General features: G+C 61.9%; 17 protein-coding genes and 1 pseudogene. 7 read left to right on the top strand and 11 right to left on the bottom strand.

The features are described 5' to 3' along the window. Positions 1 to 46 precede the first annotated feature (46 nt). From AC3CCE_RS29010 to AC3CCE_RS28995, 4 genes are all read right to left on the bottom strand, one after another. Positions 47 to 493 (bottom strand): Ros/MucR family transcriptional regulator, encoded by a 447-nt coding sequence (locus AC3CCE_RS29010; RefSeq protein ID WP_023670270.1) that lies wholly within the window; start codon positions 491 to 493, stop codon positions 47 to 49. A gap of 167 nt (positions 494 to 660) precedes the next feature. Further along, positions 661 to 894, bottom strand: coding sequence for a hypothetical protein (locus tag AC3CCE_RS29005; RefSeq protein ID WP_352626468.1), 234 nt, complete (start codon positions 892 to 894; stop codon positions 661 to 663). Continuing rightward, positions 887 to 1,843, bottom strand: a complete 957-nt coding sequence (locus AC3CCE_RS29000) for a DMT family transporter (RefSeq protein ID WP_352560211.1) — start codon at positions 1,841 to 1,843, stop codon at positions 887 to 889. The genes AC3CCE_RS29005 and AC3CCE_RS29000 overlap by 8 nt, the downstream gene beginning before the upstream one ends. A 25-nt stretch (positions 1,844 to 1,868) precedes the next feature. Continuing rightward, positions 1,869 to 2,702: a hypothetical protein gene (locus AC3CCE_RS28995; protein WP_352518950.1), complete on the bottom strand. Its 834-nt coding sequence runs from the start codon at positions 2,700 to 2,702 to the stop codon at positions 1,869 to 1,871. A 111-nt stretch (positions 2,703 to 2,813) separates the two neighbouring features. Here AC3CCE_RS28995 and AC3CCE_RS28990 point away from each other — a divergent pair, with 111 nt between their 5' ends. Further along, entirely contained in the window at positions 2,814 to 3,782 is a 969-nt protein-coding gene (locus tag AC3CCE_RS28990; RefSeq protein WP_352518949.1) for a LysR substrate-binding domain-containing protein, read from the top strand. 239 nt (positions 3,783 to 4,021) lie between these two features. Here AC3CCE_RS28990 and AC3CCE_RS28985 read toward each other — a convergent pair whose 3' ends face one another. Next, positions 4,022 to 4,174 (bottom strand): hypothetical protein, encoded by a 153-nt coding sequence (locus AC3CCE_RS28985; protein WP_023693936.1) that lies wholly within the window; start codon positions 4,172 to 4,174, stop codon positions 4,022 to 4,024. A gap of 136 nt (positions 4,175 to 4,310) precedes the next feature. On the opposite strand from AC3CCE_RS28985, the gene AC3CCE_RS28980 reads away from it, so the two are divergent. The 3 genes from AC3CCE_RS28980 (at position 4,311) to AC3CCE_RS28970 (ending at position 7,071) form a co-directional block, all read left to right on the top strand. Next, entirely contained in the window at positions 4,311 to 4,478 is a 168-nt protein-coding gene (locus AC3CCE_RS28980; RefSeq protein WP_023670264.1) for a hypothetical protein, read from the top strand. A gap of 50 nt (positions 4,479 to 4,528) precedes the next feature. Then, a complete protein-coding gene (locus AC3CCE_RS28975; protein WP_023735480.1) occupies positions 4,529 to 6,610 on the top strand; it encodes an ATP-dependent helicase in 2,082 nt (693 codons plus the stop codon). A 158-nt stretch (positions 6,611 to 6,768) separates the two neighbouring features. Next, complete coding sequence (locus AC3CCE_RS28970; RefSeq protein WP_023670262.1) at positions 6,769 to 7,071, top strand: DUF982 domain-containing protein; 303 nt, start codon at positions 6,769 to 6,771, stop codon at positions 7,069 to 7,071. 231 nt (positions 7,072 to 7,302) lie between these two features. Here AC3CCE_RS28970 and AC3CCE_RS28965 read toward each other — a convergent pair whose 3' ends face one another. The 4 genes from AC3CCE_RS28965 to AC3CCE_RS28950 all read right to left on the bottom strand — a co-directional run bounded on the left by AC3CCE_RS28965 (position 7,303) and on the right by AC3CCE_RS28950 (position 11,077). Beyond that, the gene (locus tag AC3CCE_RS28965; protein WP_352626465.1) at positions 7,303 to 7,608 is read right to left on the bottom strand and encodes a hypothetical protein; all 306 of its coding nucleotides are present in this window, start codon (positions 7,606 to 7,608) and stop codon (positions 7,303 to 7,305) included. Positions 7,609 to 8,255: 647 nt separating this feature from the next. Next, a complete protein-coding gene (locus tag AC3CCE_RS28960) occupies positions 8,256 to 9,041 on the bottom strand; it encodes a GGDEF domain-containing protein (protein ID WP_023705331.1) in 786 nt (261 codons plus the stop codon). A 393-nt stretch (positions 9,042 to 9,434) separates the two neighbouring features. Beyond that, positions 9,435 to 10,085, bottom strand: a complete 651-nt coding sequence (locus tag AC3CCE_RS28955) for a hypothetical protein (protein ID WP_352512258.1) — start codon at positions 10,083 to 10,085, stop codon at positions 9,435 to 9,437. A 479-nt stretch (positions 10,086 to 10,564) separates the two neighbouring features. Further along, positions 10,565 to 11,077 carry a DinB family protein gene (locus AC3CCE_RS28950; protein ID WP_023747893.1) on the bottom strand — a complete coding sequence of 171 codons (513 nt, stop codon included), beginning with the start codon at positions 11,075 to 11,077 and terminating at the stop codon, positions 10,565 to 10,567. Between the two features lie 69 nt (positions 11,078 to 11,146). On the opposite strand from AC3CCE_RS28950, the pseudogene AC3CCE_RS28945 reads away from it, so the two are divergent. Beyond that, positions 11,147 to 11,233: pseudogene (locus AC3CCE_RS28945) on the top strand (glutathione S-transferase family protein); the annotation flags it as partial. Between the two features lie 114 nt (positions 11,234 to 11,347). Continuing rightward, positions 11,348 to 11,983, top strand: coding sequence for a 5,6-dimethylbenzimidazole synthase (gene bluB / locus AC3CCE_RS28940; RefSeq protein ID WP_352512260.1), 636 nt, complete (start codon positions 11,348 to 11,350; stop codon positions 11,981 to 11,983). Between the two features lie 9 nt (positions 11,984 to 11,992). On the opposite strand, the gene AC3CCE_RS28935 is transcribed toward bluB, so the two are convergent. Beyond that, the gene (locus AC3CCE_RS28935) at positions 11,993 to 12,217 is read right to left on the bottom strand and encodes a hypothetical protein (RefSeq protein WP_023747895.1); all 225 of its coding nucleotides are present in this window, start codon (positions 12,215 to 12,217) and stop codon (positions 11,993 to 11,995) included. Positions 12,218 to 12,480: 263 nt separating this feature from the next. Between AC3CCE_RS28935 and ndk the strand changes: the two genes are divergently transcribed. Beyond that, positions 12,481 to 12,903: a nucleoside-diphosphate kinase gene (ndk, locus tag AC3CCE_RS28930; protein ID WP_192259008.1), complete on the top strand. Its 423-nt coding sequence runs from the start codon at positions 12,481 to 12,483 to the stop codon at positions 12,901 to 12,903. Between the two features lie 65 nt (positions 12,904 to 12,968). Here the strand turns inward: ndk and AC3CCE_RS28925 are convergent, their stop codons facing one another. Next, entirely contained in the window at positions 12,969 to 13,622 is a 654-nt protein-coding gene (locus tag AC3CCE_RS28925) for a YbaY family lipoprotein (RefSeq protein ID WP_352512261.1), read from the bottom strand. Positions 13,623 to 13,785: the final 163 nt, after the last annotated feature.

Below are 13,785 nucleotides of genomic sequence, written 5' to 3'. Positions count from 1 at the left end.
GCCGTCCATTGCAAACAGCAGACTGACTTTTCAGAGGCTGCCTGGTTCAGGCTTTGGGTTTGCGCTTCGTCACCTTGGCCGCGGCGGCCGGAACGGCCGGCTTGCGGCCGAGGCCCGAAGACTTGGCCAGTGCCGAACGGGTCGCGGAGTAGTTCGGCGCCACCATCGGATAGTCCGACGGCAAGCCCCATTTGCCACGATATTCCTCCGGGCTGAGACCATGGTCGGTCATCAAGTGGCGCTTCAGCGACTTGAATTTCTTGCCGTCCTCAAGACAGACGATGTGGTCGGGAAACACCGACCGCTTCGGATTGACAGCCGGGTTCAGCGCGGGGCTTTCCACGGCGGCAATGCTGCCCAGCTTGCGCACCGATGCGCTGACGCTGGCGATCAGATCCGGCAGGCCAGACGCAGGGAGAGGATTGTTGCCGACATAGGCCGAGACGATGTCAGCAGTCAGTTCAATAGCGGTCTTGCTGTCGATGGTGTGCAATTCTGTTTCTCCCGCCGGTCATGAAGTTGCCGGCTTTTTTTAAGACTTCTCTTGATGTATCGACCTAGCTGCACCCCCCAACGGGTCGCTAAAGTCTCAATAAACGATCAAGAATCGGAACAGGAGGATGTTTCCACAACAGGTTGCAACGTTGCAAATTAGAAAATCTAATACTTGGAAACGGCCCACTTCGCGCCAGCAGATTTCAACTGCACGGACGCCGCAGGTTTAGAGTCGGCCAGTATGTCCAGAATGCGCTTCCAGCGGGCGCACCGGCCGAAATCTTTTTGCTCTATCGCCTTTTCGGCCTTCATGGCGGCGTAGAGCGGCGCCTCGGCGCCGAACTCCTTGAGCAGCCAGAATGCTTCCTGTCTGGCGAGGCGTTCATCGTCGTCAAGCATGTTCAGCCTCCGAGCGTTCTATGCCCACCGCAATACAGCTGCCGATGACGAGGACCGCACCGGCTATCGCGGTCAGCGTCAGCCTTTCGCCCGAAAGTGTCAGCAGCAGCGTCGATGCGATCGGGGTCAGATAGGCGATGACCGCAACCTTGCCGCCGCCTTCAAGCTTCAAGGCGCGCGACCAGAAATAATATCCCAGCCCCATCGGGCCGGCACCGAGATAGAGGCCAAGCAGGAGGTGCTCACTGGATGGCCAGGCAGCGCCGTCGTGAATACACCACAGCAAGGTCAGGCCGACGCCGACCAACGCCGAAGGCAAAAGCAAACGCTCCGACGGTGTGGCCAGGCGGGCGACCGCAATCGAATAGAAGGCCATGCACAGCGCCGAGCCGAAGGCAGCGAGATAGCCGACGATGCTGCCTTGGAGAAAAGGCTGGCCGCGACCACCCGAGATCACCAGCGCCACGCCGACAAAGCCGAGCACGGCAGTCAACCCCAGCAGCACGGGGCGTTGCCGCTTGCCCAGCACGATGACCGCCGCCGCGACCATCAGCGGCCAGGTGTAGGCGACGAGATTGGCCTCGATCACCGGCATGGAGGCAAAGGCGATGTATTGCAGCACCATGGTGCCGACCAGGCCAATAAAGCCGACCGCGACCGGCGCCAGGGTGCCGTCAGCACCCTTGGAAAAGGCTGCGTCTTGCGTGTCCCCCTTCCGGCTCGCCAGATGGATGACGGCGAACACCAGAGCCGCTCCACAAAATTGCAGCAACTGCACGAGCGATACTGGATGGCTGGCCAGCAGGGATTTGCCGACCAGCGCGTTGGTCGACCACAGGGCGACCGCGCCGGCGGCGAAGACCAGGGCCGATGGCGAGCCGGATCCATCCCGGAATCGGCGCGACGGTGCCTTGTCCTTATCGCCGACCATGATGTTACCGACGGTCAAACCGGCGTCCACTTCTATGCCCTGGCTACCATGATTCCCTTGATCCGCCCGGGACCGGCGCATCGGTCGCCGCCGCAACCGGACGCTCTTCCTCGAAGCGGCGATAGGCCGGCAGCTGGTTCGTCCAGACGTCTTCGGCCAGTTCGTTGACCCATTCGCGATCGTGATCATTGTCGGCTGCGAGATAGAACATGCGATTGTCGTCGACGTAGGGCTTGGCCACAGAGCGCTGGTTGAGGACCAGCGTGACGCGCGAGCCGAGCTGTATCGGCGCGGTGCGGTGCAGCACACCGAGAAACTGGCCGAGCGTGGCGTAGTTCTTCTTGTGGTCGATGCGCATGACCTGGTTGCGCGGAATCTCGCGGCCGGATTCAAGGATGGCGCGGCCGGTCTCGGAATCGTCGCAGTAGATTTCGAGATGGCCGCCGACCAGCGGATTGCTGATCGACAGCGGAATGAGTTCGGTGACCGGGACACCGTCGCAATGCCAATCGACGGCGCCGTCCTTGGGATTCATGAAAGTGACGGTCGAGCCGACGATCGACAGCGGATAGGGCTCGAGCTTGGTACCCATCATGTCGGACAGACGCTCCAGCCGCAGCTTGTCGTGCAGCAGTTCCTTGATCTCCGGGATGAAACGATCGGCGCCGGTGATGAACGTCAGGTCGAGGTGCTTGTGCACGGCGTGGCTGGCCTTGAGCTTCAACGCCGCCTCTTCGATCGCCGCCAGCAGCGCCGGGTCGTAGCCATGCAGATACTGCGCAACGCCGAAACCCGACACTTTCCAGGCCGTCTCATGGCCGATAATGGCTTCTCGGCTCATCGCGTAGCGCAGTTCAGGTATGGTATGGGCGTTCATTCTACTTCTCCAGGATGGGGGCATCACTTGGTAAACTGTCGATTAATTTCCCCACCCCTGTAAAATTAGGAATGCTGGTGCTAGTGTAAGCCCAGCTTAAGGTCGAAACGCGTGCGTCTGCTCAGTCAGGTCAACCTCAATTCGCTGAAGATTGTCGAAAGTGCCGCCCGGCACCGTAACTTCACGCGCGCGGGCGAAGAGCAGTTTATTACTGCTTCCGCCGTCAGCCAGCGCGTCAAAAGCCTCGAGGACCAGCTGCGCTTCAAGATCTTCCAGCGCGGCGGCAATGCGGTGTCGCTGACACCCGAAGGCGAGACCTATGTGTCGCGCGTTCGCGAGGCGCTGGAGCGCATCGTGGCGGCCAGCATGGAGGCGACCGGACAGTCGCAGGCGCATGTGCTGAAGATTTCGGTACTGCCGACGTTCGCGGCGCGCTGGCTGTTTGCCCGCCTGCCGCTGTTCCAGCGGCAATATCCCGAAATCGAAATGCGGGTCTCGACCTCCTACGCCACCAATGAGTTCGCCACCTCCGAGTTCGACCTCGAGATCCGCTATGGCGACGGCAGCTTTCCCGACCTCAAGGCGGACCTGCTGTTCAAGGAGGATTTGACGCCGGTGTGCAGCAGGAAGCTGTTCCACGAGGTTCTCGGCGACACGCCGCCGTCACAGGTGACGCCCGACGACCTCAGGCATTTCACGCTGCTGCATTCCGACACCTGCACACAGAACTGGCAGTCGTGGCTGGGTTTTGCCGGCGCGAGTTCCGTGCTCGGCGAGACCAAGAGCATCTATTTCGATTCCTGCATGATGTCCTATGAGGCGGCCAATGCCGGCATGGGCTTTGCAGTCGCCAACCGCGCCTATATGGCGAGCGAGATCCGCGCAGAGCGGCTGGTGGCGCCGTTTGCCGTGCATCACCCCAACACCGCCGGCTGGTATTTCGTCTGCCCGGTCACCGCGCCCTACACGCGCAAGGTGGAACTGTTCAAGCAGTGGATCATGGCCGAGGCGGCGCTGACGCAGTGCCAGCTGGACGCCGGGATTGCCGGCGGCCCGGTGCTGCGGCAGGCGATGGCCTGACGTCCTCCCGCCGAGTTTCGTTCCACACGCCATCTGACATCGAAGTTGTTTTGTGCAGAAGCGCCGTCATGAAGCAGGTCGATGCGGCCCACCTCATGACGCAGGCGAGAGACTCAGCTATCTTCGGTTGTTGCGGCGGACCTGATATCCGCCTGGCCGGCGCTATCAGCTCACCTCCCAAGCGGCGCCGGCCTTCTTCTCCCGAAGGCTACCTCAGCCTTATCGTCCCGCTAAAACGATCATTGCGCCGGCTGATCGCCGCTGGCCGCCGGCTTTGGCGCCGAATCCGTCTGCGGGGTTTGGTCGAGCACCGGGGCTTTGGTTGGCTGGATGTCACCGTCGCAGGCGGCGAGCGCCAAGCTGGCGGCCAACAGAATCAGAAGCCTCTTCATGGCGACCTCCTAGGTCTGCCCTCTCCTTCATAAGGCAACGAGGTGGTTCGGCTTTGGTTGCACGCTCGCAAACGACGCCGCGTCGGCTGGAACCAAACGGCGGCTCTGAGGTTGGTTGCCCAAAGGAGATCGCGCCATGATCCGTCTGCTCATTACCGGCCTTTTCGCTTACGCGACCTATCGCATCGCCAAGGAGATCATCAAGGACGTGCCCGACAATTTCGATCCGTTGCCGGTGCCTGGCGACGAACGCGCCACATTGCGGCGCCAGTCGGCGGCGACGGGTGTCGCGCCACGGCGATAGGGGCGACTTCGGCCCGTTGCGAACAAAGCGGAAACGATGCTTGATAGGCGATGACCATCGCCATCAATGATTCGTCCTTGCAGCCCGCCTATCTGGCGAAGCTCAACGCCGAGCAGCGGCTCGCCGTCGAACATGGCGACGGCCAGATCGCCGGGCCGCTGCTGGTGATCGCCGGCGCCGGCTCCGGCAAGACCAACACGCTCGCCCACCGGGTCGCGCATCTAATCGTCAAGGGCGCTGATCCCAGACGCATTCTGCTTATGACATTCTCGCGCCGCGCCGCCACCGAAATGGCCAGGCGGGTCGAACGCATCGCCGGCGAGGTGCTGGGCCGAGACGCGTCCGTCATCGCCGACGCGCTGGCCTGGGCCGGTACGTTTCACGGCATCGGCGCCAGGCTGCTGCGCGACTATGCGCTGACGATCGGCCTCGACCCGGCCTTTACCATTCACGACCGCGAGGATTCCGCCGACCTGATGAATCTTGCCCGGCATGAACTTGGATTCTCGAAGACCGAAAGCCGTTTTCCGACCAAGGGCACCTGCCTGGCGATCTATTCGCGCGCCGTCAACGCGCAGGCGCCGCTTGGCGAGGTGCTGGGTTCGGCCTTTCCGTGGTGTGCCGGCTGGGCCGAACAACTGAAGGCGCTGTTCGCCGGATATGTCGAGGCCAAGCAGGCGCAGAACGTGCTCGATTACGACGACCTCCTGCTCTACTGGGCGCAGATGGCCGCCGAGCCGGAGATCGCGGCGCATCTGGGCTCGCGCTTCGACCATGTGCTGGTCGACGAATACCAGGACACCAACCGGCTGCAGGCCTCGATCCTTTCGGCGCTGAAGCCGGACGGCGCCGGACTGACAGTGGTGGGCGACGACGCGCAGTCGATCTATTCGTTTCGCGCCGCGGAAGTGCGCAACATCCTCGATTTCCCGCAACAATTCGCGCGAGCCGCCGATGTCATTATGCTGGAGCGCAACTACCGCTCGACCGAGACTATTTTGGCGGCAGCCAATGCGGTCATCTCGGAGGCGTCGGAGCGCTTCACCAAGAACCTCTGGTCGGAGCGCAAATCCTCGCAAAGGCCGAAACTGGTCAGCGTGCGCGACGAGGCCGAGCAGGCGAACTATGTCTGCCAGGCCATCCTGGCCGAGCGCGAGGCCGGCACGGTGCTGAAATCGCAGGCGGTGCTGTTTCGCGCCTCGCACCACAGCGGCCCGCTGGAGATCGAACTGACGCGCCGCAACATCCCCTTCGTCAAGTTCGGCGGGCTCAAATTCCTCGACGCCGCCCATGTCAAGGACGTGCTTTCGGTGCTGCGTTTTGCCGAGAACCCGCGCGACCGCGTCGCCGGCTTCCGCGTGCTGCAGCTCCTGCCCGGCATCGGCCCTTCGGCGGCGAGCACCATCGTCGAGACCATGGCGACATCGCTCGACGAGGAAATGGGGCTGGCCCGCTACCGGCCGCCGCAACGCGCGGCTGAGGACTGGCCAGCCTTCGTTGCGCTTTATTCCGGCCTGCGCGCCCGGTCGGGGAAATGGCCGGCCGATCTCGAACAGGTCAGGCTGTGGTACGAGCCGCATCTTGAGCGCATCCACGAGGATGCGACGACGCGGCGAGCCGACCTCATGCAGCTCGAGCAGATCGGTTCCGGCTATGCTTCGCGCGAGCGCTTCCTGACCGAGCTGACGCTGGATCCACCGGATGCGACCAGCGACCAGGCCGGGCCGCCGCACCGCGACGAGGACTATCTGATCCTGTCGACCATTCATTCGGCCAAGGGCCAGGAATGGAAGAACGTCTTCGTGCTCAACACCGTCGATGGCTGCATCCCGGCCGATCTCGGCGTCGGCACCAAGGAAGACATCGAGGAGGAGCGCCGGCTGCTTTACGTCGCGATGACGCGGGCCAAGGACGGCCTGCATCTGGTGACGCCGCAGCGCTTCTTCACTCACGGCCAGGCAGCGCGCGGCGACCGCCACGTCTATGCCTCGCGAACCCGTTTCATCCCGGCCTCGATCCTCGGCGCCTTCGAGCAGACGTCGTGGGCGAGCGTCCACGCCAAGGACGATCCGCGCCACAGACCTGAAGTCCGCGTCGACCTCGGCGCCCGCATGCGCGGCATGTGGAAATAGCCGCAACCGCGAATGCCGGCAGGGAGCGACCTCAAGAGCAAATCGTCCTGTCATGGCATCTCTCAGGGAACCTCGGGCCGCCAGCCGCGTTTTCTGGCGTCCAACCCGCGATCGGAGGGCGGCGGCCGCCGCCCTTCCGCCCATCCAGAGAGGCCAGAATGCACGACGCGATGTTCTTCACCCCGGTTGCCGTTAGCGTTGGCGCCGGCCACAAACGCATGCTCGCCTCGCTGTTCGAGATGCATGATTTCCTGACCGAATTTCCGCCGTCACGCCGGCGCCTGAGCTATGGCGCGGCCGTGAGGGCTTGCGAGGCGGCACGCGCCGGCGAAATCTCGACTGAGGCCGCACGCGATGCCCTGATCACCTTTGCAGTCACGGCAGGCATCCTCTGGCCCGCGGTCCAGCCGGCCGTCTCGGTCAAGCCGGTCGCACATGGTTATGGCGGCTACGCCGTCTGAGACGGCCGGGACCGGGCCTGCCCAGCAAAAAGATCACTCGGACTTGCCGGCAGACGTCGAACGACAACACGTCTTGGTGATCCCACCAAGCGTCCACTTCATCTTGGAGTAACTCGGCATTGGAAGCGTCTTGAGATGTTTGATCACGAACCCAAGTTCCATGGCCATCATGCCGTATTCTCAACCGCGATATCGGCCTGTTCACTGTTCAATGCAAACCGAAAGCCAAATTCACTCGGTACGTCTCCATTTGAAGAAGAGGCAGGGATCGCGAGCCGTGAGTTGTGAAAACCAGAATGCCACCAGGCCGCACAAAGCTGAACAGACGCACCAGCCATCGCGCCCAGTTGTTATCGGCATGTGGGAAAAGAATGAAAGCGCAAGGACTGCATCATAGAGCCTGCCAAAACCCTCCTCCGGTATCGATCGCGACTGAATGGCTTTAATCTTGAATTCGTTAGCCAGGAAAGAAATCGCTTGTGGATAATCGGAACTGACGAGATCGATGTCTTCATCCTTTACAAGGTGCCGCGTCACGCATCCATACCTTGAGGCGAACTCGAGGAGTGAAAAGGCCCCCGGCCTAGATGCCGTGTTAAAATTCCTTTGAGTTTTTGCAGATGCTTGCCCATCTCTGAGATATTAACTGGCCTTTGAGACGTCAGACACAAATCCATTATGGCTGATCAGGAAGTTGAATATATCATGATCTTGATGAAAGGATGGAACAACGGAAACTCTACGGATTATTTGTTCTCTAAGTAATTGTCGTTCCAACAGTTTAGGCCGACTTCTGGATCACTGACTCATCCGATCTATGAGCAGTGGATAACGGTACAAGCCGCCGAGGCGGGTACCACGCGCGATAGCGAGCGACGCTGCAGCCACCGTTTCGCCATCGGGTTGATCCACACCTCGAAGCAGAAATGGACGGCCAACCCGCAAGCAGCGGCGGACGCAGCAAGCGAGGACTATTTTAGGTACATCTGAAGGCATCATATCGATGCGGCAGGCCAACGGATCGCAGCGCCACCATTAGACCGAAACACTTGCGTTAAGGAACGAGGCCTGCTGCAGTCGACACCATGGAAGCTGACGGCGCCGCTGCGTGTTCCAGGTCGCATTGCCGCGATCCGTTTGAAAAGCGCCTGCGCCCGACCGGAGCCTCGCCTGGCGCCCGCATTTCAATGCAACGTCGGATCACCGGCCAGCAGGGCGCGCGGCCCGGTCGTTTCGAAACTGACCTGGTCGCGGCCGTTGGACTTGGCCTTGTAGAGGTGCCGGTCGGCCGTCAGGAACATGTCGGCATAGGTGGTGGGTCCGCTGAAGGCGACGCCACCGATGCTCACCGAGAGCGGACAGGGCCGTCCATCCGGGGCAAACTCGACCTCGCGGATGCGCCGCCGGATCCCCTCGGCAACCAGCCAGGACTGCGACGGGTCGGCGCCAGGCAGGAAGATGGCGAACTCCTCGCCGCCGATGCGCCCGACGATGTCGGCGCCGCGCAACTGGGCCTTGATCGTCTGCGCAATCAGCTTGAGCGCCTGATCGCCGCAATCGTGGCCCAATCGATCGTTGATGGTCTTGAAATGATCGGCGTCGACGATCAGCAGGGCGCCGGCATCGACGACGGCCTGGCTGCGCGCCTGTTCGAGATAGGCCTCGACCAGCATCGAAAACGCGCCGCGGTTGAACACCGCGGTCAGGCTGTCGGTCGCCGCGACGATGCTCAGATTCTTCTGGGCGATCGCCAGCTGGCGCATCTTGTACATCAGGAAAGAGAAGAACGATCCACCCAGCACGAGCGGCAGCAACAGGTCGGTGAGCTGCGCCCAGCGCAACGCTTCGGGCGACAGCGACGGAAAATTGTAGGAATCGACAAGGAAGGCCGCCGCGATACAGATCGCCGTGCCGACAACCGTGACTGCTATGACCCTGCCCAAGCTCGTGGGCGAAAGATCGACCCGCATGCCATTTCTCCCACTGTGTTCGCCATTTTGCAGCGGGAACACAAATGAAACCCTAAAATCTTACCTGCAATTCGAATGTGGTTAACCAGATCAATGCCAGCAAAAGCGCTAGCGACTTTCCCGGGAAAAGTGCGCAGCGCTTTCCCTGAGAATTGCCAAGACAAAGGGATAGCGCGTTTCACCGTTTCCGTTAAACGATAAAACGCTCCGGCAATCGAAAGGCGCGATCGGTTGCCTTGTGAGTGGCGACAAAAAGCCCGCCACTTGCGCGGCGGGCTTTCCGACTGGCCGGAGGCTTCTCGTCAGCGCATGTCCCTCGGGAAGTCTGGGCCATGCGGTAGGAGAGTGCCGTAAAGCCTCACGGTTGGCTCGACACTCCCGGCGAAACCTGTCTCAGCGACGCGAGATCATAAGGCATAGCTGCCGCAGATCGCTGTCGTAGGTGCCCTCGCTGGCGAGCACATCGACGCAGCGCTTCTTCATACGTGTCAGCTGGCTGTTCGACATGCTGGCGACGACACCGGGTGTCCCAGGGGTGCCTGGTGTTCCAGGAGTTCCTGGAGTGCCGGGGGTACCGGGCATGCCCGGCGTTCCGCCAATGCCGACGCCGACACCGACGTTGATGCCGCTGCCGACGTTGACGCCGACACCGGCCTTGATACCTCCGCTGCCGCCGACCGTGGCCCCAACACCGGCCTTGATGCCACCGGCTCCGCCGACCGTCGCGCCAGCGCCGGCCTTGATGCCGCTGCTACCGCCGACTGAGGCGCCGAGGCCCGCAGTAACGCCGCTATTGCCGCCGACCGTTGCGCCAGCACCCGCCTTGATACCGCCGCTGCCGCCGACCGAGGCGCCGGCACCGGCCTTGACCCCGCCGCTTCCGCCGATCGAAGCGCCAACACCTGCATTGATGCCGCCAGCACCGCCGATAGATGCGCCGACACCGACGCCAATTCCGCCTCCTGCATTCGCGGGAGCGGCAAAAATAACGATAATTGCACCCGCCGCCAGTGCTCTAGCGATTTTCTGAGTGATATTAACCATGACACTCTCCTTGTTGCCGTTCTGCTTTGTGCATTGCAACATGCCAGCAAACCAAAGCAGACATATGCTTATGCACTCACAGCTACGCACGAGTCTTCCTTATAGTTTCTTTATTTTTTTCGACATAGGCCGTTGTAGTTCTCAATCAGTGTACTCGGTTTCTAAAAAAAAATATGTTTTTGCTTCAATATTTAAACTTTGTTGAATTTATTAAATAGAAACTCTACTGAAAAATGGAGCCGGTTGTAGCGGCCGGCCGAGCAAGGGGCGGCGCCAAAGGGCGGCACAAGCCACCTGGCAGCGTCGTGCAACCACGGGCTTCAAAAACCCGGCTTGGGATTCAGGCTGGAGGTTGAGGCTTTGGCGCTGTCCGTCGCGTCCAGAGGCGGTTCACTGGGATCGGCGGCCAGGTCGCAGATGGCACAAAGCACCGAGGGATGTCGCGTCCGGCGTCTTCAACGCAAACCGCGGTCAAGAAATCAGGCGTAGGCGCGGCCTTCGTCGGTGCGTTGGAAAAACGCCAGGTCGAGCTGCACCGAAGGCCGGCCGAGAATGGTCAGGATGGCGTGCGCCTGGCCGCGGTGATGGGTCTGGTGATTGAAGACGTGGCCCAGCGCCGGCGCCAGTCTTTGCGAGACGGTGCGCATGTCGGAAACGGTCATGTAGGAAAAGCGGCCGGACAAGGCCTTGTCGCTCAAGGCGCCCACCCAGTCGGCGATCCGCCTGTCCTCGGCCTCACGCGCCAGCCTGAGGCCAGGCAGCGCCCGGTGCAGGATGGCGTCGAGCTTCGTCGGCGCGTCACCCTCGCCGGTGAAGCGTTTCATCCAGATGCGGTCGGTGGCGAGCAGATGATTGAGCGTGCCCATCATGGAGCCGAAGAAGGCACCGACATTGCGGTTGAACTCTTCCTCGTCGAGCTCGGTCACGGCATCGTAGATGCGGCCATTGGCCCATTGATTGTAGGCCGCGAACATCATGAAATGCTGTTTCATCTTTTTTCCCGCCGACGAGTTCCGCTTCAGCCGCAGGCGACTAATTAGACCGCGAGGGCGCAGCCGCCAATGACCATTCTGTTCCATGAACTCGTCGGACACGACGCGACCCGTCCGTTCAGCCCGCATTGCTGGAAGGAGGCGGCGGCAGCAGCTTAGGGAATAGGCAGTAGGCAATAGGGTCCGAGCGCTGTACTGCCTACTGCCTACTGCCTACTGCCTACTGCCTACTGCCTACTGCCTATTCCCCACACAAGTCTCCTGATCGCCATGCCACCACCCCCCGATTTCACCGATGATTTTCGCGCCGGGCTGGTCACGCTGCTGCGCTGGCGCCGGGATGTGCGGCGCTTCGAGCGGACGGCTTTGCCAGAGGGTACGCTGGAGCGGCTGCTGGAGCTTGCCTGCATCGCGCCCTCCGTCGGTCTCAGCCAGCCGTGGCGCTTCGTGGTGGTCGACAGCGCCGAGCGGCGGGGCGCGGTGAGAGACTGTTTCGAGCGCTGCAATGCCGAGGCGCTGGCATGCTTTTCGGGCGAGCGCGCCGCTCTCTATGCCCGGCTGAAGCTCGCCGGTCTCAATGAAGCGCCCTGCCAGTTCGCGGTTTTCGCCGACCGCACGACGCAACAGGGCCATGGGCTCGGCCGCATGACGATGCCGGCAACCATCGACTATTCGGCCGTCATGGCGGTGCACACATTGTGGCTGGCGGCGCGGGCGGAAGGCATCGGCATGGGCTGGGTGTCGATCCTCGACGCCGCCGAGATGGCCGCAATCCTGGACACCCCGCCTGAGTGGACGCTGATCGGCTATTTCTGCCTCGGCTATGCCAGCGAGGAGCATGATCTGCCGACGCTGGAACGCGAGGGCTGGGAGCAGCGGCGGCAGCCGGTGGTGATCAGGCGGTAAGGCTGCCCATCACTTCGTCTCTTCTTTGCCGACCAGCTTGACGCAGATCGGGTCGCCCTTCGGCATCGGCGTGCATTGCCATTCGGGGCCGAAGCCGAAGTTCGTATCTGTGCGGCGACCCAGAAAGAGCAGCAGAACAAGGCCCACGGCAGCAAAAATGCCGATAACCAATAGGCTCCCTTTTATGTCGCCCGGCCTGAGGTGGTGGTAGGGCCAGCGCGTCCCGTCAAACATGGTCCGATGTCTTTCCGTTCCGCTGATTTCCCTTCGAAACCGTGCGTGCCTGCGCAATCGCCATTTTCCCGCAAAGCCTTGCCTTTGACCAGAGCGTTGCGAACAGCCATGCGGGCGGTCGCGGCCGAATAACGCTGCCGGGGCGCGTCCCCTTGGCAATGGGCCGGGCGGCTTGTATAGAGCCCGCCACTCCCAATTCCACTCTTCATCACCCAATTCCTCTCTTCATCACCCAATTCCTCTCTTCATCACAAGGATGACCAATGGCGATCGAACGCACCTTTTCCATGATCAAGCCGGACGCGACCCGGCGCAATCTTACCGGCGCCATCACCAGGATGCTGGAAGAGGCCGGCCTGCGCGTCATTGCCTCACGTCGGGTATGGATGAGCCGCCGCGAGGCCGAAGGGTTTTACGCCGTCCACAAGGATCGTCCGTTCTTCGGCGAACTGGTGGAATTCATGTCGTCGGCGCCGACCATCGTGCAGGTTCTGGAAGGCGAGAACGCCATCGCCAGGAACCGCGAAGTGATGGGCGCCACCAATCCAGCCAACGCCGCCGAAGGCACCATCCGCAAGGTGCACGCGCTGTCGATCGGCGAGAATTCCGTGCACGGCTCCGACGCGCCGGAAACCGCCGCCCAGGAGATCAAGTACTGGTTCTCGGACACCGAGATCGTCGGCTGAGCCGACCATCAGCTTTGAATCGAAAAGGCCGGCTCATTGCCGGCCTTTTTCGTTGCTGCCCGTGATCAACTCGCTGCGTTGAATCGCAAAATGTCGCGGCCGTCTTTGTCGGCGATGATCAGCTTGCCGCCATCGACACGGTATGACGCCGCCTTGGCGAGCGCCTCGAACATGGCCTTTTCCTCGGCCATGATCTCCGGCGCGCAGGCCTTGTAGGTCGAGCCGATGTCGCTGATGACGATGGTCTCGCCATCGACTTTGGCGGTGGCGAAATAGGCGTTGCACGGGCCGCTGCCGCCCGCCTTGCCGGCTTCGCTGACCCGGAACGTCGCCTGCGGCTCCGAAATCACGCCGATACCGTCGATATATTCGACTAGCCAGCTCTGGCCGGACAGCGAGGCCGAGGTCGGCTTGTCGCTCGGCGCCACCATTTTCAGCACAATGGCCTGCGGCGCCTCGCTGAGCGGATCGACCTGATAGCGCGAGTCCGTGAGGAACAGCAGCTTGTCGTCGGCGGTGATGCGCGCCTGCAGCGCATAGGTCATGTTGGGCCGGATCACCGTTGGATCGAAGCTGATCTCGAACTTGATCGGCACCTGGCCGGCCGGCGCTACCTTGCGCTCGCCGACAATGGCGGCCGGCGCATCGGCCAGCGATACATCGGCAAGTTGAACCGACAGCACGGCGTTGGGCGGCAGCGCGATGCGCTCGCGATACATCACCTCGCCCTTCAGGGTTTTCTCGGCGGCGACGGAAGGCTCGGGAACGGCCAGAACGCCGATACCAGCGGCACAAAACCGAAGACGAAGAATTCGGCGATCCTGTCCAGCATGCCCTTGCTCCCTTTTTGCCGATGCGATTTGGCCAAGGGAATGCGGTCAA

It is taken from the genome of Mesorhizobium sp. P160187 (assembly GCF_057766425.1).
Note: the sequence above shows the minus strand (reverse complement) of the source record. Positions and strands in the feature narration are given on the sequence as shown.

Coding starts and splice junctions, on each gene's coding strand:
- AC3CCE_RS28925 (WP_352512261.1), bottom strand. CDS start 13,622: ATGTATCGCGAGCGCATCGCGCTGCCGCCCAACGCCGTGCTGTCGGTT.
- AC3CCE_RS28985 (WP_023693936.1), bottom strand. CDS start 4,174: ATGAAGAGGCTTCTGATTCTGTTGGCCGCCAGCTTGGCGCTCGCCGCC.
- AC3CCE_RS28980 (WP_023670264.1), top strand. CDS start 4,311: ATGATCCGTCTGCTCATTACCGGCCTTTTCGCTTACGCGACCTATCGC.
- bluB (WP_352512260.1), top strand. CDS start 11,348: ATGCCACCACCCCCCGATTTCACCGATGATTTTCGCGCCGGGCTGGTC.
- AC3CCE_RS28960 (WP_023705331.1), bottom strand. CDS start 9,041: ATGCGGGTCGATCTTTCGCCCACGAGCTTGGGCAGGGTCATAGCAGTC.
- AC3CCE_RS29005 (WP_352626468.1), bottom strand. CDS start 894: ATGCTTGACGACGATGAACGCCTCGCCAGACAGGAAGCATTCTGGCTG.
- AC3CCE_RS28975 (WP_023735480.1), top strand. CDS start 4,529: ATGACCATCGCCATCAATGATTCGTCCTTGCAGCCCGCCTATCTGGCG.
- AC3CCE_RS28935 (WP_023747895.1), bottom strand. CDS start 12,217: ATGTTTGACGGGACGCGCTGGCCCTACCACCACCTCAGGCCGGGCGAC.
- ndk (WP_192259008.1), top strand. CDS start 12,481: ATGGCGATCGAACGCACCTTTTCCATGATCAAGCCGGACGCGACCCGG.
- AC3CCE_RS28995 (WP_352518950.1), bottom strand. CDS start 2,702: ATGAACGCCCATACCATACCTGAACTGCGCTACGCGATGAGCCGAGAA.
- AC3CCE_RS28970 (WP_023670262.1), top strand. CDS start 6,769: ATGCACGACGCGATGTTCTTCACCCCGGTTGCCGTTAGCGTTGGCGCC.
- AC3CCE_RS28950 (WP_023747893.1), bottom strand. CDS start 11,077: ATGAAACAGCATTTCATGATGTTCGCGGCCTACAATCAATGGGCCAAT.
- AC3CCE_RS28955 (WP_352512258.1), bottom strand. CDS start 10,085: ATGGTTAATATCACTCAGAAAATCGCTAGAGCACTGGCGGCGGGTGCA.